This is a genomic window from Acinetobacter sp. GW821-FHT01C12, from assembly GCF_059422625.1.
The window spans coordinates 45,632-66,753 of sequence record NZ_JBWKXD010000006.1; the positions used below are offsets into that span (position 1 = coordinate 45,632).

General features: G+C 37.7%; 19 protein-coding genes. 10 read left to right on the plus strand and 9 right to left on the minus strand.

Features of this window, described 5'->3' with window-relative positions:
* Positions 1-109 precede the first annotated feature (109 nt).
* Both AC07WY_RS14460 and AC07WY_RS14465 read left to right on the plus strand, forming a co-directional pair.
* A complete protein-coding gene (locus AC07WY_RS14460) occupies positions 110-1,369 on the plus strand; it encodes an MgtC/SapB family protein (protein WP_494736571.1) in 1,260 nt (419 codons plus the stop codon).
* A 184-nt stretch (positions 1,370-1,553) separates the two neighbouring features.
* Positions 1,554-2,525, plus strand: a complete 972-nt coding sequence (locus tag AC07WY_RS14465) for a hypothetical protein (protein ID WP_262085520.1) — start codon at positions 1,554-1,556, stop codon at positions 2,523-2,525.
* Between the two features lie 478 nt (positions 2,526-3,003).
* Here the strand turns inward: AC07WY_RS14465 and AC07WY_RS14470 are convergent, their stop codons facing one another.
* Positions 3,004-3,636 (minus strand): hypothetical protein, encoded by a 633-nt coding sequence (locus AC07WY_RS14470; protein ID WP_239046075.1) that lies wholly within the window; start codon positions 3,634-3,636, stop codon positions 3,004-3,006.
* An 88-nt stretch (positions 3,637-3,724) separates the two neighbouring features.
* Here AC07WY_RS14470 and AC07WY_RS14475 point away from each other — a divergent pair, with 88 nt between their 5' ends.
* From AC07WY_RS14475 to AC07WY_RS14485, 3 genes are all read left to right on the plus strand, one after another.
* On the plus strand, positions 3,725-4,096 hold the full coding sequence (locus tag AC07WY_RS14475; RefSeq protein WP_262085519.1) for a DUF3144 domain-containing protein: 372 nt from the start codon (positions 3,725-3,727) through the stop codon (positions 4,094-4,096).
* A gap of 53 nt (positions 4,097-4,149) precedes the next feature.
* Positions 4,150-4,554, plus strand: coding sequence for a DUF3144 domain-containing protein (locus tag AC07WY_RS14480; protein WP_004820141.1), 405 nt, complete (start codon positions 4,150-4,152; stop codon positions 4,552-4,554).
* Between the two features lie 217 nt (positions 4,555-4,771).
* On the plus strand, positions 4,772-5,836 hold the full coding sequence (locus AC07WY_RS14485) for an amidohydrolase family protein (RefSeq protein ID WP_494736572.1): 1,065 nt from the start codon (positions 4,772-4,774) through the stop codon (positions 5,834-5,836).
* Between the two features lie 91 nt (positions 5,837-5,927).
* On the opposite strand, the gene AC07WY_RS14490 is transcribed toward AC07WY_RS14485, so the two are convergent.
* From AC07WY_RS14490 to AC07WY_RS14505, 4 genes are all read right to left on the minus strand, one after another.
* The gene (locus tag AC07WY_RS14490; RefSeq protein WP_262085517.1) at positions 5,928-6,344 is read right to left on the minus strand and encodes a GlcG/HbpS family heme-binding protein; all 417 of its coding nucleotides are present in this window, start codon (positions 6,342-6,344) and stop codon (positions 5,928-5,930) included.
* Between the two features lie 145 nt (positions 6,345-6,489).
* A complete protein-coding gene (hemL, locus tag AC07WY_RS14495; protein ID WP_004721899.1) occupies positions 6,490-7,785 on the minus strand; it encodes a glutamate-1-semialdehyde 2,1-aminomutase in 1,296 nt (431 codons plus the stop codon).
* A 62-nt stretch (positions 7,786-7,847) separates the two neighbouring features.
* Positions 7,848-8,474, minus strand: coding sequence for a thiamine phosphate synthase (gene thiE / locus AC07WY_RS14500; RefSeq protein WP_105714500.1), 627 nt, complete (start codon positions 8,472-8,474; stop codon positions 7,848-7,850).
* Between the two features lie 125 nt (positions 8,475-8,599).
* A complete protein-coding gene (locus tag AC07WY_RS14505) occupies positions 8,600-8,983 on the minus strand; it encodes an Mpo1-like protein (RefSeq protein WP_262085515.1) in 384 nt (127 codons plus the stop codon).
* Positions 8,984-9,293: 310 nt separating this feature from the next.
* On the opposite strand from AC07WY_RS14505, the gene AC07WY_RS14510 reads away from it, so the two are divergent.
* Both AC07WY_RS14510 and AC07WY_RS14515 read left to right on the plus strand, forming a co-directional pair.
* Positions 9,294-10,754: a CYTH domain-containing protein gene (locus tag AC07WY_RS14510; RefSeq protein WP_262085513.1), complete on the plus strand. Its 1,461-nt coding sequence runs from the start codon at positions 9,294-9,296 to the stop codon at positions 10,752-10,754.
* 197 nt (positions 10,755-10,951) lie between these two features.
* On the plus strand, positions 10,952-12,421 hold the full coding sequence (locus AC07WY_RS14515) for a CYTH and CHAD domain-containing protein (protein ID WP_494736573.1): 1,470 nt from the start codon (positions 10,952-10,954) through the stop codon (positions 12,419-12,421).
* Positions 12,422-12,512: 91 nt separating this feature from the next.
* Here the strand turns inward: AC07WY_RS14515 and tsaA are convergent, their stop codons facing one another.
* Positions 12,513-13,241: a tRNA (N6-threonylcarbamoyladenosine(37)-N6)-methyltransferase TrmO gene (gene tsaA, locus AC07WY_RS14520; protein WP_494736574.1), complete on the minus strand. Its 729-nt coding sequence runs from the start codon at positions 13,239-13,241 to the stop codon at positions 12,513-12,515.
* 99 nt (positions 13,242-13,340) lie between these two features.
* On the opposite strand from tsaA, the gene AC07WY_RS14525 reads away from it, so the two are divergent.
* A complete protein-coding gene (locus AC07WY_RS14525; protein ID WP_004721908.1) occupies positions 13,341-14,120 on the plus strand; it encodes a ferredoxin--NADP reductase in 780 nt (259 codons plus the stop codon).
* Positions 14,121-14,290: 170 nt separating this feature from the next.
* On the opposite strand, the gene AC07WY_RS14530 is transcribed toward AC07WY_RS14525, so the two are convergent.
* Both AC07WY_RS14530 and AC07WY_RS14535 read right to left on the minus strand, forming a co-directional pair.
* The gene (locus AC07WY_RS14530) at positions 14,291-17,065 is read right to left on the minus strand and encodes a M16 family metallopeptidase (RefSeq protein ID WP_494736575.1); all 2,775 of its coding nucleotides are present in this window, start codon (positions 17,063-17,065) and stop codon (positions 14,291-14,293) included.
* A gap of 150 nt (positions 17,066-17,215) precedes the next feature.
* Positions 17,216-18,046 carry a PhzF family phenazine biosynthesis protein gene (locus AC07WY_RS14535; RefSeq protein ID WP_494736576.1) on the minus strand — a complete coding sequence of 277 codons (831 nt, stop codon included), beginning with the start codon at positions 18,044-18,046 and terminating at the stop codon, positions 17,216-17,218.
* Between the two features lie 187 nt (positions 18,047-18,233).
* Between AC07WY_RS14535 and AC07WY_RS14540 the strand changes: the two genes are divergently transcribed.
* Positions 18,234-18,563, plus strand: a complete 330-nt coding sequence (locus tag AC07WY_RS14540) for a DUF8200 family protein (protein WP_494736577.1) — start codon at positions 18,234-18,236, stop codon at positions 18,561-18,563.
* Between the two features lie 203 nt (positions 18,564-18,766).
* On the opposite strand, the gene AC07WY_RS14545 is transcribed toward AC07WY_RS14540, so the two are convergent.
* Positions 18,767-20,158, minus strand: coding sequence for an L-cystine transporter (locus AC07WY_RS14545; protein ID WP_034612245.1), 1,392 nt, complete (start codon positions 20,156-20,158; stop codon positions 18,767-18,769).
* A 196-nt stretch (positions 20,159-20,354) separates the two neighbouring features.
* Between AC07WY_RS14545 and AC07WY_RS14550 the strand changes: the two genes are divergently transcribed.
* Positions 20,355-20,930, plus strand: coding sequence for a flavin reductase family protein (locus AC07WY_RS14550; protein WP_096733614.1), 576 nt, complete (start codon positions 20,355-20,357; stop codon positions 20,928-20,930).
* Positions 20,931-21,122 lie beyond the last annotated feature (192 nt).

Genomic DNA, 21,122 nt, shown 5'->3' on the forward strand with positions numbered 1-21,122 from the left:
ATTCAATAATGTATTTAGCGTAAGGCTTAAAAATAAACTTTTGTTTTTCTAAAACTTTGCGATACATTGAAATCATTCTATTAATTCATGGTCTTATTTGGAGAGCACTATGAATTTTATATCGCTATATCCATTTTCATTTGGCTCTTATACCGATTTCCTCACCATCATTGCGGCTGCATTGGGTTGTGGTCTACTTATCGGTCTTGAACGTGAACGGAGTCAGCAACGTGAAAATCAAAATAGTTTTGCCGGTTTAAGGTCATTTGCCATTTGCGCTTTACTTGGCGCTGTTTGCTTTTTGTTTGGTCCCTATTTTGGCATTGTGGGCGCACTCATTACAGGAGGTATCGTCATTTATTCTCTAAAGAATCAAACTGATGATCCCGGTGTAACCACTGAAATTGCATTTATCCTCACTTATTTTATCGGTGGAATGTGCGTTTGGAATATTTCTTTTGCCGCAGGTTTATCGGTCATCCTCACCGTCTTGTTGATGACTAAACATTCTATGCATGGCATTGCAGGGAAATGGATTACAGAATCTGAATTTAAAGATGGAATTTTCTTACTGGCATTGTTATTAATTGCATTGCCACTGACACCAAACAAAGCTTTATGGGGTGCTGTGCTTAACCCCTATGTTATTTTAAAATTACTCACCTTAATCTTGGCGGTGCAAGCACTTGCACATATTGCCAAACGATTATTGTCATCAAAAAATGCCATGCTGTTGTCTTCGCTTGCTTCAGGTTTTGTTTCCAGTACCGCTACCATTGCCAGCTTAGGATTAGAAGTCAGAAATGGACGTGCAGATGCCAAAGCCAATGCTGGGGCAGCATTAATGTCTTGCGTGGCAACCCTACTACAACTCATGATTATTGTAATTGGTGTCAGTATTACTTGGTTCAATCTCATTGTACTGCCCAGTCTAATCGCTATCGCGATCCTCACCATTTTTGCCTTATGGTTTATGCGTCATACACAACCGATTGAAAATAATCAGCTTACAGATAGTCGTATGTTTAGTCTAAAAGAAGCAGCCATTATTGCAGCGTCGTTAACCTTGATTCAGGCGGGTGTATATGGGCTAAATCTTTTATTGGGTGATGCGGGTTTAATTGCAGGTACGCTTTTGGCCTCATTATTTGAAATTCATGGTGCTTTGGCCACGATTGTCATTCAGGGAGAACCGAGTAATCACATCTTATCTCTCGCCTTTGTTTTAGGTTTAGCTGCACATGCCATTGCGAAATCGATCAATGCATTTTTAAGTGGTGGCAGCCGCTATGCCTTGATCTTTGCTCCAATTCAAATTTTGCATATGACCATGTTTATCATCGTTTTTGTTTGGGTTCTTCAATATTAAAGCACTTTTTTGCACGGATGAAATTGAAAAGCAGCAAAATCATTTTAAGTTTTCGATCAATATAAAATTAAGAGAATTTTAAAATTTCATCAAAAAAACATTGAAAAAATAAAATGTTTAAATATGATGACAGCGAGAATTTTTATACTCATAAATTTTAATATTTTATAATTTGGAATAATTCATGAAAATTAAATTACTGTCTTTTACCATCATTTCTTCATTATTTTTAAGCGCATGTGGAGGTGATTCAGATGCTGGGGATTATACAACGAACAACGAATCTGAATGGTTTGGGTATGAAACTGGCGCTTCAACCCAAGACATTAACCTCTTTACTAAAGTAAAGTTTAGCTTTAACAATAAGCAGATGTACATCAATGGTGAATATAACGTTGATGGTTCAACACAGTTCCTTTCATCAGATCTTTTAAGTGATTATCTAGCAACAGATGGGCTCTATGATGCACCTAAAAGTAAAACTGATTTGGGCTATCAATATGCAACGTTGAAATCGAAAACAGCGACAGTTTGGACATTTACACCCTATTCATCTCGTAACTATAACCAATTGGAATTAACTGAAAAATTTGAAACAGTGAACTTAACAGGCAAAGCAATTAGTCCATACATCAATGGATTTGAGCATTATGCTGGTTCAAACATAGCACTTAGCTCAGTAGTTGGCGCTTATTCTTCATATTATGTGCAAAAACTAAAAGGCAAAACATTCCCGTCTGGATCAACGTGTTTACGATCAATTTCCTCTTCAACAAATACAAACTTTGCTGATTTTTATTCAGGCTATCGTCTGAATAATTACGACCCATCAAAATATTTTAAAGATGGTTATATTTCAACGACGCTAGGAAAGTTCAACTTAGATTTATCCAGAGACATGCAACTGAATACATCGGTTGATGCCGTAGCTAAAATCGGCTCTGACTATTACCCAGCAAGTTATTATACTGCGGGTGAATATGACATACTTGCAAACCAAATTAAGCAATATGAACGTGATTATCAAGATGCTGTTGCTGAGTTTGGTAAAAACAGTATAAATGCGCAGTTAGCAGAAGCTTATCTAAATGGCTTAAAGTCAGAATGTACGCTGTTTAACAAAACAGCAAGTGTTGCAATTGATGCTGTAAAATAAAAGATAATCCTTAGGGTCTGTTGACAATTCGTCTATGTTTGCGACTACGTGTGTTTTTTAAGCGATACTAGGCGCGAAATACGAAATTTAGTCATTCTAAATAAGTAGTTCGTAACAAAGTAGCGGCAAAAAACACTCTAGTCCCCCGCTGCGCCTTGCGCTGCAAACAAAGCAGTGCTTTGTTCTTGCTCAGGGTTGTGGTTAAAATTATCTCACCCTTCGTTATGAAACTCGAAAATAGTCTCGCTATTATCTTCGTTTCATGCTTTACGACGTATACGTCTCATGCTCAATTTTAACCTACAACGCAAGCCATTTATGAAATGTCTACAGCCCCTAATATAAAAGCACTGACTAAATCTTATTTTTAGTCAGTGCTTAAAATAATCTACTCGTTTCATTTTGTAGCTAGAAAAACAACAAAGTTAAAAATCACAGCCTATTTAACAAAATCTACAACCGTCTATTTCACAACAGCCTAACGATATTTGCCAAATACTTTCCAGAGATTGTTATCCGCTAAAGGATCAGCATAGCTATCATTACGTGGCTTGCGCGGCTTATCGCGGGCATCGACCAATTCAAAATCTTTTTCAGTACTCAGCACTAAACCATTCACATAAAATCGTGTTCTGGTATATTCACTTTGTCCAAACTGGAAAATATAGGTTCTTAAATCAATAAACTCACGATGCGCAACCAAGGCTGCGCTATCATCACTGTTTAACCACTGCGACATATTTTTAATTTGGCTGGGTTCAAATTGCCCACATTTCTCAACCAGTGAAGCAATCCCACGAAAAGTTTTTGATTCTTTGGCACGGGTTTTATTAATTCGAATTCGATCTACATGAAAAAAGAACAAAGGTAAATTTAAATGGCTGGGTAATTGAGCCACATCTAAAGCCTCATCCTGCATAAAAGGTTGATACAAGGTTTGTGCCCTTTCTAGCAACCCAAGCCACTGTTTATAGTAAGCCTCTACTGCGGATTGGGTTCCATAATAAATTGGCAAACCTTCAACATTGCTTAAGTCTACAGGCGGCCAAATATTTTGGCGTAATAATGCAATATCACTTTTCAAGCTTTGTATGGCAATCGCATCTTGCATTATCTACTCCTTGAGTATTTATTAAGCTTAGGCTATTTGAGTATGCTATAGTTATATCAATGAAACAAGTCTATGAAAAGGAATGATAATGTCCGAAAATAATGATTTTTTTGAAGAAACTGAAGAAGTTGAATCTGACGAATACTTTTATGAGCGTGCTGATGAATTTATTGCTCTCGCCAATCAATTTGCAGAACAAAATCATCAAGTTTCGCATTTGACAGCACATCCTGGAAAGATCAGTGCTTCATTTATGTATGCCAATGCTCGTTATAGTATTTGGCATGCGGCATGTGCCTACAATCAAGCGCCAGATTTTAAAGCGGATCGCCAAGTCATCTTAGACTATTATGTAGAACAATTTAAGCTCATGCTTGAAGATCATCTTGATGAATATCAAGAAAATTTTGACAGCTATTTTGCAAATTCAGATACAGAAGAAGTAAAGCGTTTCGTTTAACCCTTGGATTGCCTATAATAGCCCACCAATGAAATACGCTATGTGGAAAAGTCATGTCTCAAAAAATCGATGCTACTGATGTCACCGAAGAAGAAGCTTTAAATGCTGTTTTTTTTGAGCGTGCGGATGAGTTTATCAAACAAGCCAATGAGTTTTGCCGCCCAGCGAAAGGACAGCAACCTAAGCCAGAAGAACTTCGTGGACAAGTCAGCTCAGCAATGCTCTTCGCTACTGCACGTTTTAATACCTGGGTTGCTGCAAACACCTTTAAAGATGGTGATGAAATGCGTGACGCGAAAGAACAAGTCATGTCTTATATATTGCAACAATTCCAAATGATGCTTGAAGACAATTATGATGAGTATTGTGAGCAGTTTGAAAATTATCTCCGTTTCCGTAAAAACGAAGATTTTCATACCCACAAGCATGATCATGATGGCCATGATCATCAACACTGATTGAATTAATTCATCTTAGATCAATCAAAGCATTGATAAAATAGCCTCTTCAATGAGGCTATTTTTTTATAACAATCTTTCGGCAGTCATCCCTAAAACAATAAAATCAACTGATCCTCCCAATGACCTTATCCCATAAATTTACCAAGTGACAATATTCACCTTTTATAAAATTCATGTATTGTATTTTGATAATAAATAACAATTTGGACGTTATATGCAAGATTTGAATTTTCCAATCATTGACCCACATATTCACCAGTGGGATCCCTACAACACCCCTCATGCAGCAGCATTTGCGGTAAAGCTTTTGGGCAAGCGTCCATTCCTACTCGATAAAATGGTGCGTTTAGTCAAAGCTAAAGATTTGATTGAAACGGTTGGACTAACTGAGCACATCACCCGCCCCTATTTACCACAAGACTATAAACATGATCTTGGCTCATATACAGTCGAACAAGTGGTGCATATTGAAGCCAGTTGGGCCAAACAGAAAGGCAAAGGCGTCGTGGGTGAAACAGAATTTATTGAATCCTTACCCTTTAATGAAAATACTGTAAAACTTGGTGGCATCGTGGCTAGCGCCGACCCGTGCGATCCTAATTTCAAAAAGATTTTAAAGTTACACCAAAAAGCATCTAAACGTTTGCGCGGTATACGCCGTATGGCTGCCTTTCATGAAGATAAAGGCGTGCATAATTGGACAGATATCCCGCACCTGTATACCGAGAAAAAATTCTTAAAAGGTTTTGAACAACTCGCGCAACATAACCTGAGTTTTGATGCTTGGGTGTATTCTCATCAAATTCCCGATGTAATTGAGCTGGCAAAAAAGTTCCCAGAAACCTCAATTGTTTTAGACCACTTTGGTACACCAGCAGGCTTGTTTGGTAAAATTGGACAAAATACAGGCTTGTCTAAAACAGCACGTGAAAATATTTTTTATCAATGGCAAGATGCTATTGCTGAATTATCCGCTTATCCAAATGTATATACCAAAATGTCAGGTCTATTTATGCCAGTACTTGGTCATCAATTTTATAAGAAAAAACAACTGGCCTCTAAGCAACAAATCACTGATCTAGTTGCACCACTGATTCTGCATGCTTTGGAAAGTTTTGGCACCTATCGGGTGATGTTTGCTTCCAATTTTCCAATGGATCGGGTTAATACCAGTCTGGTGAATATCATTGATGCGTTTAGTGATATCGTGATGCAATATGATGAAAATGCACTGGAAAATATCTTCCATCATAATGCCAAACAATTCTATCGTTTGTAATTTTACAAGATAAAAGAGGTGTTTATTTAAACACCTCTTCAAACTTATTTACTGACTTTACCTATACGCATAATTTTTTAAGTATAGAAGTTTAATTACATTGAGCAAGAAAGGCTTGAATTGCATGTCGTGCAATTTCAGCATCTTCAAATGATTTCACTCCTGAAATACCCACTGCACCAACCAACTGACCTTGATACAAAATAGGCTCACCACCTTCCAACATCCCTGAGCCGCTCTGCATGGTTAAAAATCCCATTTGACCATTTTTGATAAGGGTCTCATATGATCCTGACGGTCTACGACTTAATGCAGAGCATCTGGCTTTGTCCAAACAGAATTTCGACGTCAATGCAGAAGCGCCGTCCATACGCTTCATTGCCAATAAATTGCCCGTTTCATCAACGATGGCAATACTGACATTAAAAGAATGATCAATTGCATATTGATGTGCTTTATTCAATAAAAACTCTGCATCAGATAAGGTTAAATAGTGTTTGGTTTGCATATTTTCTTCCTGAATTATAATGTCTAAAATCACAAAAAAGCCTGTAGTCCTTAGACTACAGGCTTTTATTCTAAATCAAACTTGATGCAAAAAGACTGTCCATTCTGCTCATTTATTCAAGCAATCGAAGCGGCCTTAAATCCCCTTAAGCTTGCATTTCAGCAAAGACTTGTTTAGCCATATCAATGGTAAATTGAATATCTTCATCACTGTGTGCAGCTGAAATAAAGCCTGCCTCAAATGCAGATGGAGCAAGGTTTACACCACGATTTAACATCCCGTGGAAGAATTTACGGAATGCTTCAATATCGCATTTTAAAATATGGTCAAAACTGCTAATTTCGGTCTGATCTGTAAAGTAAAGACCGAACAAACCACCAGCTTGTTGAGTAAAGAATGGGATTCCAGCTTCATCCGCAGCCGCTTGTAGCCCCTGTAATAATTGATCTAATTTTGCAGACAAATCAGTGTAGAAGTTAGGTTGGCGAAGGGTTTCAAACATTTTGATCCCTGCTCGCATAGCCAAAGGATTACCCGACAAGGTTCCTGCTTGGTAAACCCCACCTAAAGGCGCGATACATTCCATGATTTCACGTTTTCCACCAAATGCACCGACTGGTAATCCAGCACCAATAATTTTACCCAAAGTCGTTAAATCAGGTTTTACATTATAATATGCTTGCGCACCACCGAGTGCTACACGGAAACCGGTCATCACTTCATCAATAATAAATACTGATTTGTATTGATCACATTGCTCACGAATCGTTTCTAAGAAACCTTTGATTGGTTTAACCAGATTCATATTTCCAGCAACAGGTTCAACAATCACCCCTGCAATCTCTTGACCATATTTCGCAAAACAAGCTTTAACAGCTTCAATATCATTATATGGCAAGGTCACCGTATGCTTGGCAAAATCAGCAGGTACACCCTTTGATGTTGGCTCACCCATGGTCAACATGCCTGAACCCGCTTTAACCAATAAAGAATCTGAATGTCCGTGATAACAACCTTCAAATTTCACAATCATGTCACGACCAGTATAACCACGCGCCAAACGAATAGCGGTCATGGTTGCTTCAGTACCTGAGTTGGTCATACGAACCAATTCAATTGATGGCATGATCTCACAGATCAAATCAGCCAGTGTGGTTTCATGTACCGTCGGTGCACCAAAGCTTAAACCATCAACTGCTGCTTCTTGTACTGCTTGGATAATATCAGGATGTGCATGACCTAAAATCATCGGCCCCCAAGAACCCACATAGTCCACATAGCGCTTGCCGTCGACATCGTATAGATAAGCACCTTTGGCTTTTTCGATAAATACTGGCGTACCACCCACCCCATTAAACGCTCGTACAGGAGAATTCACTCCACCTGGAATATGTTTACTGGCTTGTTTAAACAATTGCTCTTGTTTTGGAGATAGGCTCATAAATCGACTCAATCCTGTAGAATACTAAAATTTCAAAATGATATAAAAAATCACGATACAAATTAAGATTTTGCAGTTTCTGCAAATAACTGTGCCCAAGCTGCGACACGGGCAGGAATATTTTCAACTGATAAAGCTAATATATCACTAATCACTGCGCAAAGGTCAGCACCAGCCTCAATCACAGCTTGAGAATTTTCAACTGTTAAACCGCCTATAGCACAAATAGGTAAATCAAACTTTTCAGATGCCTGCTGTAATGTCGCTAGGCCAATATTACCTGCTTCAGGTTTGGTCGATGTTGCATAAATTGCGCCAAAAGCCACATAGCTTGCTCCTTCAGCGATTGCTTTTTCAGCCAACTCAATTGAGTTTAAGCAAGTCCGCCCAATGATGACACCTTGTGGTAAACGTTGCACTGCATCTGAAATTTCACCATCAGACTGCCCAAGATGAACACCTAAACTAAATTGTTCAGCTAAATCTAAATCATCATTAATCAAAAATGGTGTCTGATACTTTTCACACAGTTGCTTGATCTGCTTCACTTCATTGGCTTGATCAGATTGAGCTACTTTTTTACGGCGATACTGAAGAATAGCGACTTGCTTAGTGCTTAAAGCAGCTTCGAGTTTTTCTAATAATAATTGGATTGGATCGTCGTTGGTAATCAGGTAAAGACCGCGCATTCAATATTCTCAAACAATCAAATAAATGGATTATAAGCAAGTTTTCTCAGCGAAGACGTGACAAAAACAAAAAAGCTTAGAAATCTCTAAGCTTTTTTGTTTAATTTATTACCATACTGGCAAGATTAGCTCTCAATTTTATCTAGACTACGGTCTTTTAAACTTAAATTGCCACGTACAATATCGGAAAGCATACGCCAGTCAGAAATAAAACTATAAAGAGGCTGCTTAAAGCTTGCTGGCTTATTTTTCTCAAATACAAAATGTCCCACCCAAGCACATGCATAGCCAGAAAGCAGTCCATAGGCCACATATTTTGCTTTACGTTGACGAATTGCTTTGCTAAAGAAATAAATACCGAGACTACTTCCAGCTGCATGCAAACGGCGACTCATCATGCTACGGTGTTCAGTTAAATAAAAACGATAAAATTCTGAATAGTTTTTAATTGGTAATTCAAACTTTGGGTTTTGCTCTAATTCCGATTTAGGCTCAACATACGCGTTCATGATCAATCATCCTGTTTTATTTTTAATCAGCTTAGTTTATTTTATGCTGCAATAACAGCCAAATTCAATATCAAGTCTGTTGACAATTCATCTATATTTGCGACTTCAAGTATTGCCCAGACCATACAAGTCACGGAATAGGAAATTTTGTCATTCTAAATATTTAATTAGTAACGATATAGCGGTAAAAAATACTCAAATGGCATGCTATACAAGTCTTCTGATGACACATTTTAAGTTACAATGCCAGATTAAACATTCAAGAATGTTTAACTCTCTAATAACCATGATTAACACTTAGGACCCTCACATGCTTGAAGTTGAATTAAAGTTTCAAATTCCGGAAGCCCGCCGCAATGCACTCCTCAAAGCATTAGATCCTAAAAAATCCCAAATTATTCAATTACAAGCAAAATACTACGACACACCTGATCGTCAGATGTCCCAACACGGCGCTGCACTACGTCAACGCTTAGAAGGAACGCGTTGGGTACAAACATTAAAAGCCGCCACCAAAAGCCATTTACAACGCTTTGAAGACAATATTGATTTAGGTGAGCTTGCTGAAGCCCCACATTTAGATATTGATATTTACCAGAATAAACCCGAAGCACTTGCTGTGTTAAAAAATGCATTGGGGGATAAATTTGATGAACTCCAATTACAATTTGAAACTGACATCCAACGTACCATCCGTGTGATTCAGTTTGAAGATGCTGAAATTGAAATCAGCCTCGATATTGGTGAAGTCAGAACTGAAACCTCCAAACAAGAAATTCATGAAGTAGAATTTGAATTAAAAAGTGGCTCAATTCAATCACTTTTAGCCTTTAGTTTTGAATGGGTTAAAAAGTATCATTTGTGGCTCGATGTACGTAGCAAAGCTGAATTTGGACACTTATTGACTGTAGGTCAAAAAGTCAGCCCGGCACAGCTCAGTAAAGAAACCATTTTAAATAAAAAAGACACTGCAGATAAAAATTTACGTGTGCTTATTGCCAGTCAATTACAACATTTATTGCCAAATATTGCCGCGATTTCTGCACAAGTTGCCCAGCCTGAACATATTATTCAAGCACAGACTGCCCTACACCACTTACATTTAAGTCTTTCTCTATTTAAAGATTGGACAGATACCAAAACGGATAAATGGTCACATCAACTTTCAGCGTTTGAGAGTCATTTTAAAAACTTACAGCATTTTGAACATATGCAACGCACACTAGGTGCTTTACTGCAAAATCCGAAAACTGCACAAAGTTTAGATCGGGATATTTTGTATGCCAATGAAAAACTTATCAATTTGGTCAAATCGACTCAAAATGTGCAGCACTATTTAGAATTACTCATGTTCAGTTTAGGACAGTCTGCGAAAGCGCCAACCCATGACTTAAAATGGTTTGCGCAAAATACATTGCAAAATCAGTATCGACAGTTACAAGAAAGTTTAAATGAAGCTGATCTATCCGACCTTGAAAGTTTAGAAGCGCTGGCTCAACATTTAAATGAATTAAAATTTAGCTTTCCGATCCTAACCAATATCTATGATGTTAAGAACTTACAAAAATATGCGAAATCTTTAAATGATGCTCAACAAGCATGTGAGCAATATCAAGTGCTTGCTTCATCATCATCTTACCTACAACAAACCGACCTAGAAGCCAGTGATTGGTTTGCTTTAGGCTGGCTTACCGCAAAACAAGAAGCTTATGCAGAAAAACTGCTTGAAGCGACGGAACAGTTCTTGGTTAGTCGTAAGTTTTTAAAATAAATCAGCAGCGAGAAGAGGTGGTTTTATTGATTAAAATTATTGAATAAAATCATCTCTTTAAATACTGCATAAAATTGAATATTTGTAGTCGCTTGAGTATTCACGTTGCGAATTTGTAATCATTCATTAAAAACTCAAAAAAAACAATTTATCGGATTAAAATCGAGAGAATAAGTAATAAGAATGGAACGATAAGCATGTTTGAAATTGAATTGAAATTCCAAATACCTGAAGAAAAGCAAGAAATGCTCATTAAAGCATTTCAAAGAAAAGATACCAATATTCAGCACTTACAAGCCAAATACTATGATACGGCACAATTTATTTTGTCTGAACATTCCATTTCGCTTCGTCAACGCCTTGAAGATGATCAAGAAAAGCAGCAATGGGTACAAACCCTCAAACTTCCAACAGAACAAAGGCTTAAACGTGCTGAATTTGAGGAAAATATCGAAAGCGCGGAAACAGAATTAGATCTAAAAAATTATCTCAGCAATAAGCATATTGCTAAAAATATTAAACGCTTATTAGAACAACATAAAGACGGATTAGAAGTTCAGTTTCAAACAGACATCGAAAGAAAGCTCAGCTTATTTAAATTTCAAAATAGTGAAATTGAAGTCAGTTATGATCATGGTCATATCATCGCCCATCAACAGCGTCTCGCATTACGTGAATTAGAATTTGAACTGAAACAAGGCACTGTTCAAGATCTCATTTCTTTTATCTTACCTCGGATGAAACGCTATAACTTATGGCTTGATACCCGTAGCAAAGCACAGCAAGGTTTTCAGCTTGCACAAAACTCTCCAGACAATCCCGTACAGTTGCAAACGCCACTTGTTCTTGATTCAAAGGATCACCCTGAGAATGCATTAAAAAAGATCGTGAATAATTGCTTATCACATCTACTCCCCAACACTACAGCAATTGCATCTGGAAACTTTAATTCCAAACATATTCATCAGGCACGTGTGGCAATTCGTCGCTTAAGAAGTGCTTTAAAAACCTTTTCAAATTGGTCTTTGCATATCGACCCCACTTGGCAAACACAGTTAACCGAACTATTTAGACAACTCGGTTCTGCTCGTGATTTAGATATGATTCGAGAGGAGTTATTACCTCAGCTTGAAGCTGCTGGTGCACCTAAGTTTAAACTTCCAGAACCACAAGATGTCGATTCGCAAAAATTAACCAAACTGTTTAGATCTTTTAATTTTAATTATTTGGTCCTATCCCTGATTCAATTTATTGCCCAAGAATCAAGTGAAAAATCTCAAATAGCTGTACATAAAGCAGCATTTAAAAAAGTTAGACAACTACATCGCAAAATTCAAACTGATGCAGAAAACTATTTAAATTTAGACATCGAAGCACGGCACCGTACTCGTAAAAACTTAAAGCGTTTGCGTTATAGTATTGAGTTCGTTGCATCATTATCAGATAAAAGTCAAATCAAAAAATATTTAAAAGACATAAAGCCTGCTCAAGAAAGTTTAGGGCTCTACAATGACCTGATTGTTGCTGAAGATGTGTTAAAAAAAATGGTCAAAGCAGAACCCCAAGTCTGGTTTGCTTTGGGCTGGATTGCCGCAGAACAGCAACGGCTTTTGTTGAAATCACAACAAGATTTGCTGCAGTTTGCCAAGACAGCCGTTTTAGAGTAATTGTAGCTACTATCCTGCTCTTTAAACCGAGATGCTCCGATCACAGCAGACAAAAGCGCATAAGTTTTAAGCAGGATATGGAATCACTTTTTCAATAACTGAACGACTCAATGCCCTGAATCAGAATCGCTTCTTCAGCACAGCTAAATTTAATATTAAATTGCCCAAAACGCATCCCATAAATACGCGCATCATCATGCTGATAAGCTGGTCGAGGATCTAAAGCCAGTACCGACTCAAGTTCAGCGATATATTTTGGGTTCACATCAGCTGTTTGAAGAAATTTACTTTTTAATTGCTGTGCATGCTCAGACCAAATAACCTGTTTACGAACAGGCTCATGCTGGGCATAACCACTTTGCGCCGCATCCACAGCATCAGAATAATGAATATAAGGTTTAATATCGACAATCGGCGTACCATCTAAAAGGTCACTGCCTGTCACATATACACGAACTGCATTCCCCTCTTTTTTAACGGCTTTAAGTTGTACTACAGATAAACCGATCGGTGCTGGGCGATACATACTGCGTGTTGCAAATACACCGATTTTTTTATTTCCACCTAAACGTGGAGGTCTCACTTGAGGTCGGAACTTATCTTTATCTTGTTGATTTTTATTGTCATGAAACTGCCAGATCAACCATAAATGACTAAATTCCTCGATTCCCTCAAATGCTTCCAAGACATTGTAGGGTGCATGCATTTCGATAAAAGACTCCACCTGAACCAGATTTGGTTGTCGAGGAATACCAAATTTTTCAACATAAGGAGAACGCATAATCCCAATAATCGGGAGACTTAACTCAGTCATAATCATTTTTTCTGATAAGTTCAATTAAATATATTCAGTTTATCGAGAATGATTTTAGATTAGAATAGCAGGCTGTTCTAATTTGATAATTTATTGAGACCTTTAATGGCTGCTTTCAACGTCGAAAAGATTACTCACGTACACCACTGGAATGACACTCTATTCAGTTTTAAGACCACACGTGATACTGCATTACGTTTTAAAAATGGTCAATTTGTGATGATTGGTCTTGAAGTCAATGGTAAGCCTTTAATGCGAGCATATTCTATTGCAAGCGCTAACTACGAAGAAGAATTAGAGTTTTTCTCAATTAAAGTGCCTGATGGTCCTTTAACTTCTATTTTGCAAAAAGTAAAAGTTGGTGATGAAATTCTAATTTCTAAAAAACCTACTGGTACTTTAGTGCTTGATGATTTGAATCCTGGTAAAAACTTATACCTTCTTTCATCAGGTACGGGGCTAGCACCATTCTTATCAACGATTCGCGATCCAGAAACCTATGAGCGTTTTGAGAAAGTTATCGTGGTACATGGTACACGCTTTATTTCTGAATTGGCTTACCAAGACCTGATTCTCAACGAACTTCCAAACAATGAGTTTTTTGAAGAGCTAGGGATTAAAGACAAATTGGTTTACTACCCAACTGTGACCCGTGAAGATTTCCATACCCAAGGTCGTGTAACCACTGCGATTGAATCTGGTGCCTTATTTGAAAAAATTGGCTTACCACGTTTTAATCCTGAAACTGACCGTGCAATGCTTTGTGGTAGTCCAGCATTCCTTGACGATGTTGTCGAGCTGCTTGACCAACACGGTCTGAAAGAATCCCCTAAAATGGGTGTTTTAGGCGACTACGTGATTGAACGCGCTTTTGTTGAAAAATAATTTATTTTTCAGGCAGTGTCAAATTGAAAGCCGAGGTTGAATACCTCGGCTTTCAATTTAATAAATATAAATCAATACAGCTTGATGGCTCATTTTTATTGATCTTGTATCGTTATAAAAAAGCCATACACATGTATGGCTTTCCTTGCGTCAATGAGTCATTTTAATCATCAATTTAGATTTTTCTGAGGTTGACCATATTGATCAGCCATTACTTCAACCAATTGATCAGGTTTAATGTACTTCTTAATCACAGCATCTACATCAGCTTTGGTCAGTTGAGCAAACTCTTGATCTCTTAAAGCACGACTATCCATTTTCTTATTGCGTTCAAGCTGGCTGTTTAACATACGATGAATCACACGTTCATCTTCTAAAGACGTCACACGTTGCTTCATGATATTGGCTTTAGCCGCTTCCAACTCCTGACTGGTTACTCCAGTCGCTAATAAGTCATTCAGCACTTTACGCACCACTTGCGATACTTCAGCAGATTTTCCTGCTGTGTAATTGGCTTCGATCGACAATGCACCCGCTTCATTAAAAGAGTCCAAATTTAATTGACTACCAAAACCATAAACCAACGCATTTTTTTCACGAAGCTCTTGTCCTAAACGTGAAGACAATTGCGAGTCACCCAAAATATAGCTAAAGACAATCAGTGCTGCGGCATCTTTATTGTCCACACCTACAGGCAAGGTCTGCAAAGCTTGATAACTACCAAACTCACGTTGTTCTGAAAGGGCATGCACTTTCTGCGCTTTATAAGTGGTAAATTCTGTTGATAGACGCTGATAAGGTTGTTTAGCTGACCAATTTCCAAATTGTTGCTCAAGTAACTTCTTGATTGGTTTTGCATCATACTGCCCAGTGATAGAAATAAAGGCATGATCCATTGCAAAGTATGTTTTATATAAATCGACAACTTGTTGGTTGGTTGCTGCTTGAATCTGTTGTTTAGCCAGTTCTGGTTCAAAATGATAACGTAAATCACCCGGCTGATAGGTTTCAAGTAAGCGTGCAATGGTTAAAGAGGATACTGTTTCAGGCTCAGTATATGGTCGATCCAAACTAGATAAGCTTTGTAATTTAATTAAATCAAATTGCGATTGTTCAAATTTAGGGCTCTTCATCACCGACACGATATATTTAAAAAACTCTTCAAATTTTTCTTTTTTCGCTGAAATTTGAATGGTAATCCCGTTATCCGATGCAGTCGCAGTTGCTCCACCACTTGCTTCAATGGTTTTATCTGCAATGTTCTGTAAGCTATATTGCTCAGAAGCACGTAATAATAAATAAGCCGTAAAATCGAGAATTTGCGCCTTATTCATTAAAGATTCAGCTGTACCAAAATTAACCTCAATGGTTGCATAGGTTTTATCATCACGTGTCGAGGTTGGGAATAAAGCATATTTCATTCCATTTTTTAAAGTGCCACGTTGAATCTTTTTCTCTGTTGCAGTTAAATATTGTTTCGATTTTTCAACATATTGAGCAACTTCGGCTTGATAAACACTGACATCTTTTAACGGTTCTACTGCAGCAGCTTGTTGATCTAAAGTTTTTGGTTTTTCAGCAGCTTGCTTTTGCTCCAAGGCCTTTTTCTGATCTTCAGGTGTCGGTTGAATATCACCATTAAAACGGTGCTGCTCAGTTAAAAATGCTTTTAAAGTTGCATTAGTTTCAGCTACGCTTAACTTTTGAATGGCTTGTTGATCTTTAAAATATTGTGCCCAATTGCCATGCGATGACACCACATAATCACTTAACATACCACCGACAGCAGCAGCACTGGTCAATAAACTTTCATTGGCATTCTGGATCAGATTTTTAACCCGTTTTAATTCAACATCATCAAAACTTTTATTTTTTTCTACACCGACAATCAACGCACTGTCAATTTTTTGAGCATCATGGTTTGGTGCATAAATTGCCCCCATAAATACCAAGTTAAAATCATCATCTAACCATGTTGTAGACTGGACATTGGTCGCGACACCAGTTTCTACCATGCTGGAATATAGATGACCGCTCGGTTGTAAGGTATATAAATATGGCGCAAGTGCTAATACTGGCTGAATTTTTTCATTCTTACCATTCATATAAATGTTGAATTTGGCAAGATCACTGCCCTTTTTCACCACAAAATTACGATTTTTTATGGTTGAAGAATCAAGTAAAGGTACTGTTGCTTGTTGAGGAATCTTACGTGCAGCTATCGCACTAAAGTTTTTATCAATGGCTTTTAAAACTTCTGCTTTATCAAATTTACCTGCAATCACCATCACTGCATTATTCGGTGCATACCAGTCTTTATAGAATTTGTTCAATTCATTCATTTTAATTGACTGTAGTTCAGCAAGATCACCAATCGGCAAACGACCTAATGACTTGTTGCCATAGGCTGCTTTCCACATTTGGTCCATCAGCACAGCAAAAGGCTGATCCATACGCACTTCGCGTTCACGCATCACAATATTGATTTCTGAAGGAACGAATTGTTCTTGAAGCACCAATTTGTCCATACGTTGTGACTCTAAATAAATCACTTCATTTAGGGTGTTTTGGTCTGGGCGTACAATATTGGTATATTTAGTCGAATAATAATCGGTACTGGCATTGGTCATTAACGTATATTGATCTAAACGGCGTTGAAACTCATCGCCTTTTACATCTTGTGTGCCTTTAAACGCTAAATGTTCAAGTAAATGTGCGAGACCACCTTTGCCTTGCGGATCATTTAATGAACCGGTCAAATAAACCGTATTCATAAAGACTTTACTTTCTTTGTCATTCGGTGCAAGTAAAACTCTAAAGCCATTCTCTAGCTTATATTCTTCGATATTATGTTCAGATCTAACCAGGATGGCTTGAGCAAAACTAGACGCACTAAAACCAAGAATACAAAGCGACAAGGTGAGTTTTTTCAACTGCATGAGCATAGGAGAATCCAGAATTTTTTAAATTTTAAACATTTATAAGCTAAACATCTTAAGAAATTCTGAACAAAATTTATAGTAAAGTTTTGAAAAAAGAGCCGTTTATTTCAACGGCTTTTGTAATGATTTGAACATCTTTATCTTAAAATCAATCTAAATAAAAATCTCAGCTTGCATAAATAACTGTGCATAGCCTGAAATTTCGATACGTTGATTGTCCTGAAGAGCACAAAACAATTTTCCACCGCGCGCTGATGCCTGATACCCGATAAGTTGTGTTTTACCCAGCTTTTCAGCCCATAGAGGCGCTAAACCTGTATGCATAGAACCTGTTACAGGATCTTCATCTATCCCTTTATGCGGGGCAAAATAGCGAGCCACATAATCATAATCGTTTGAAGCTGCGGTAATGGTCACATCATAGCCTGCAGACTCCGCAGTTAATGCGGTACTCACATGATATTGTTCTGCAATTTTTCGGATATTGGGTAAGTTTGGCGTTGCATTTATCACATCTTGTGCAGATTCACAAACTAAAATATACGCTTGCGCATTGAGATAGACTTCTTTAAAAGGCTGATCAATAACATGATTCAATAATTCTGGATAATCGATCACTTTTTGTGGCTGACGAATTGGGAAATTCATCTGGATCTTTCCATCCTCAGCTTGCTGGATGATAAAAATACCCAAATCTTTAACATGAAAATGAATCGTCTTCGCTTGGCTATAGTCTTTAAATAAAACAAAAGCTGAAGCTAAAGTTGCATGCCCACAAAAATCGACTTCAACCTGTGGTGTAAACCAGCGAATTTGATAATTTTCATCATCAATGCGTTTTACAAAAGCAGTTTCTGCCAAATTATTTTCTAAGGCAATATTTTGCATCAAAGCATCATCCAGCCAATCATCTAAGACCAATACAGCAGCAGGATTGCCCTTAAACAATTGTTGTGTAAAAGCATCAACTTGGTACATTTTCATTGTCAAAACTCCTCATTTTAATCTATTCTAAGTGATACTAAAAATGATTACAGATACAGTCTATGTTTTAAAATGGTTACAGTTAAAACTTGAGCTTGATCATATTGACCATTTTAAATACACCTGTTTTATAGATTCATTTGAAGTTTATAAGCTTTCCTAGATCAATAATTATGGAATAAACACGATGAAAATAAGCATAAAACTCCGAAGCGTCGTTATAAGTAGCCTAATCCTATGTTCTCCACTGACTTTTGCAGCCGATACCATTTGGATTGCTGGAAGCACGCATAAAGGGACAGTTACCGTACCGATAGAGAATGGCCCTAATGTGGTTTGGAAATGCGATGGTACTGTATGTCGGATGTCTGGTCCTTGGGGCAATCAACTTTCAATAGACTCATGTCAAAGTTTGGTCTCCCGAATTGGGAAAATCACCTTCTATAAAAATTCTGCTGGAAAAATTTGGACAAAAAATTCAAAAGAATTGGTTGAGTGTAATCAAGCAGCAAAATAGAACGTTTTAGCGCCAGCAGGCCATCATATTTATCAGAAATATAATCGTGATAAACTGCGATTTCGAGTAGTGAATACTTTGCCTTGTTTTAATGAATATGCGTTTAATGAATCAGAGTATGTTTGATAAACTTTAGTTGAAAAAAAACACCTAAATGTAATTTAGGTGTTTTTTATGGCATTTAAATAATATAGAAAAAAGGGTTAACTATGTTTTAACTCTTCTCTCTCATCTGAAAGCAAGATGCTTTGATCTGTCTGCCCCATCAATTGACTGGTCACAACACCTGCAGTCATCGAACCATCAACATTTAACGCAGTACGCCCCATATCAATCAAAGGTTCAATGGAAATCAGCAAAGCCACCAAAGTCACAGGTAAACCCATAATCGGTAAAACAATCAGTGCAGCAAAGGTTGCACCACCACCGACACCTGCAACGCCAATTGAACTTAAAGTCACCACGCAAGCTAAAGTTAAAATCCAGATCGGATCAAGTGGATTAATCCCCACTGTTGGGGCAACCATCACCGCAAGCATTGCTGGATATAAACCCGCACAACCATTTTGCCCAATCGTTGTACCAAATGAAGCAGAAAAGCTGGCAATAGACTCAGGCACACCCAAACGGCGAGTTTGTGCTTCAATATTTAATGGAATACTTGCCGCACTCGAACGGCTGGTAAAAGCAAAGGTTAATACAGGTAAAACCTTTTTAAAGAATCGGATTGGATTAACGCCTGTCAGCAGCAATACAATTGCATGTACTGCAAACATGATAGCTAGACCCAGATAAGAGGCAACCAAGAAACCACCGAGATTAACAATGTCAGCGGCTTTAGAACTTGCCACGACTTTCGTAATCAAGGCAAATACACCATAAGGTGTAAGTGTCATCACCAATCGAACTAACTTCATCACCCAAGCTTGCAAAGTATCAATTGCAGTGACGATACGTTGGCCTTTTTCGGCATCATCTCTGATCAGGTTAAGCCCGGCCAAACCGAGCATCGTAGCAAAGATCACCACACTAATGATTGAGGTTGGATGTGCCCCAGTGAGTTCAGCAAATGGATTTGTCGGCAAAAAAGATAAAATAAAATCAGGTACATTTAAGTCTGTGACTTTACCAATATATTCTGATTGAATTGCTTCAAGACGTGCTGTTTCCTGTGTCCCTTGTACAAGACCAGCCGCACTTAATCCAAATAGATTGACCACAAACACGCCAACCAAAGCGGCAATAAACGTGGTGATTAATAATGTACCAATACTAAAAATACTAATCTTGCCTAATGAGGATGCATTATGTAACTTAATCACAGCACTCAGGATCGAGACCAGCACTAATGGCATCACCACCATTTGCAAAAGCTTAACATAACCATTTCCAACGATATTAAACCATTGAATAGACTCAGTTAAAATTTCAGAATTTGTACCATAAACCCAATGTAATCCTAGCCCAAATACCACACCTAAACATAAACCGGCAAACACTTTTTTAGCCAGACTCCAATCTGTCTTTCTGGTTTGCATCAGCAGTATGATCAAGGCAATGAATATGACAATATTCAAAATGAGCGTATAGTTCATTCGAGTTCCAATAGTTTTGATCGTTTTATTATAAGCTTATTGTGAAATATCCAATAGTCTTTAGCATTTTTTGATATTTAAGTGTTGTTTTCTCAACATGCACTATTAATAATAAAAACATCACTTTAGCGCACTCATGAATTTTTTGTATAAGCTTATACAAATAAAGACTAACACCCAGAATATAGGCCATCTCATGAATTCACATATTCAAACTGTTGAACTTTCTAAGGCTTATCGCCTGTTAAATCACGGTCCAACCGTGCTTGTCTCAGCCCAGTATGAAAACGAAAACAATGTTATGGCAGCAGCTTGGGCTTGTGCATTAGAACTTGTGCCTGCCAAAGTGAGTGTGGTTTTAGACAAAAGTACAAAAACTCGTGAATTAGTTGAAAAGTCAGGGCATTTCATCCTACAGGTACCGACACTCAAACAACTTAAGCTGGTACAACAATTAGGCTCAATCAGTCAGTTTAATGACCCTGAAAAACTCTCACACTGCCATACGCCACTTTTCCAATTTGAGGGATTTCAGCTCCCTGCGGTTGAAGGCTGCGCTGCATGGTTGATCTGTGAACTGATTCCTGAACCGCATAATCAACAAAGCCATGATTTATTTATAGGCAAAGTCGTCGCTGCGTATGCGGATGATCGTGTATTTCGCAATGGTCACTGGTATTACCATGAAGTTGGCGCTGAATGGAAAAGCCTACATCATGTTGCAGGTGGGCATTACTATACGATCGGTGATCCTGTCGATGCTAATCTATAGGCTTAATCCTTACGAAATTTGCTTGTCGATGGGTCAATCTGTTCTAAATCACGTTTAATTCATAATTGTTCAATAATCTAAACAGACTGAGCCCATCATATTAATCATACTTATCGCAGAGTAAGCTTCGATTTTACCAACTGGTTAAGTTATGTGAATAAGCCCTGATTATTCCCAAACTAAATACTGATT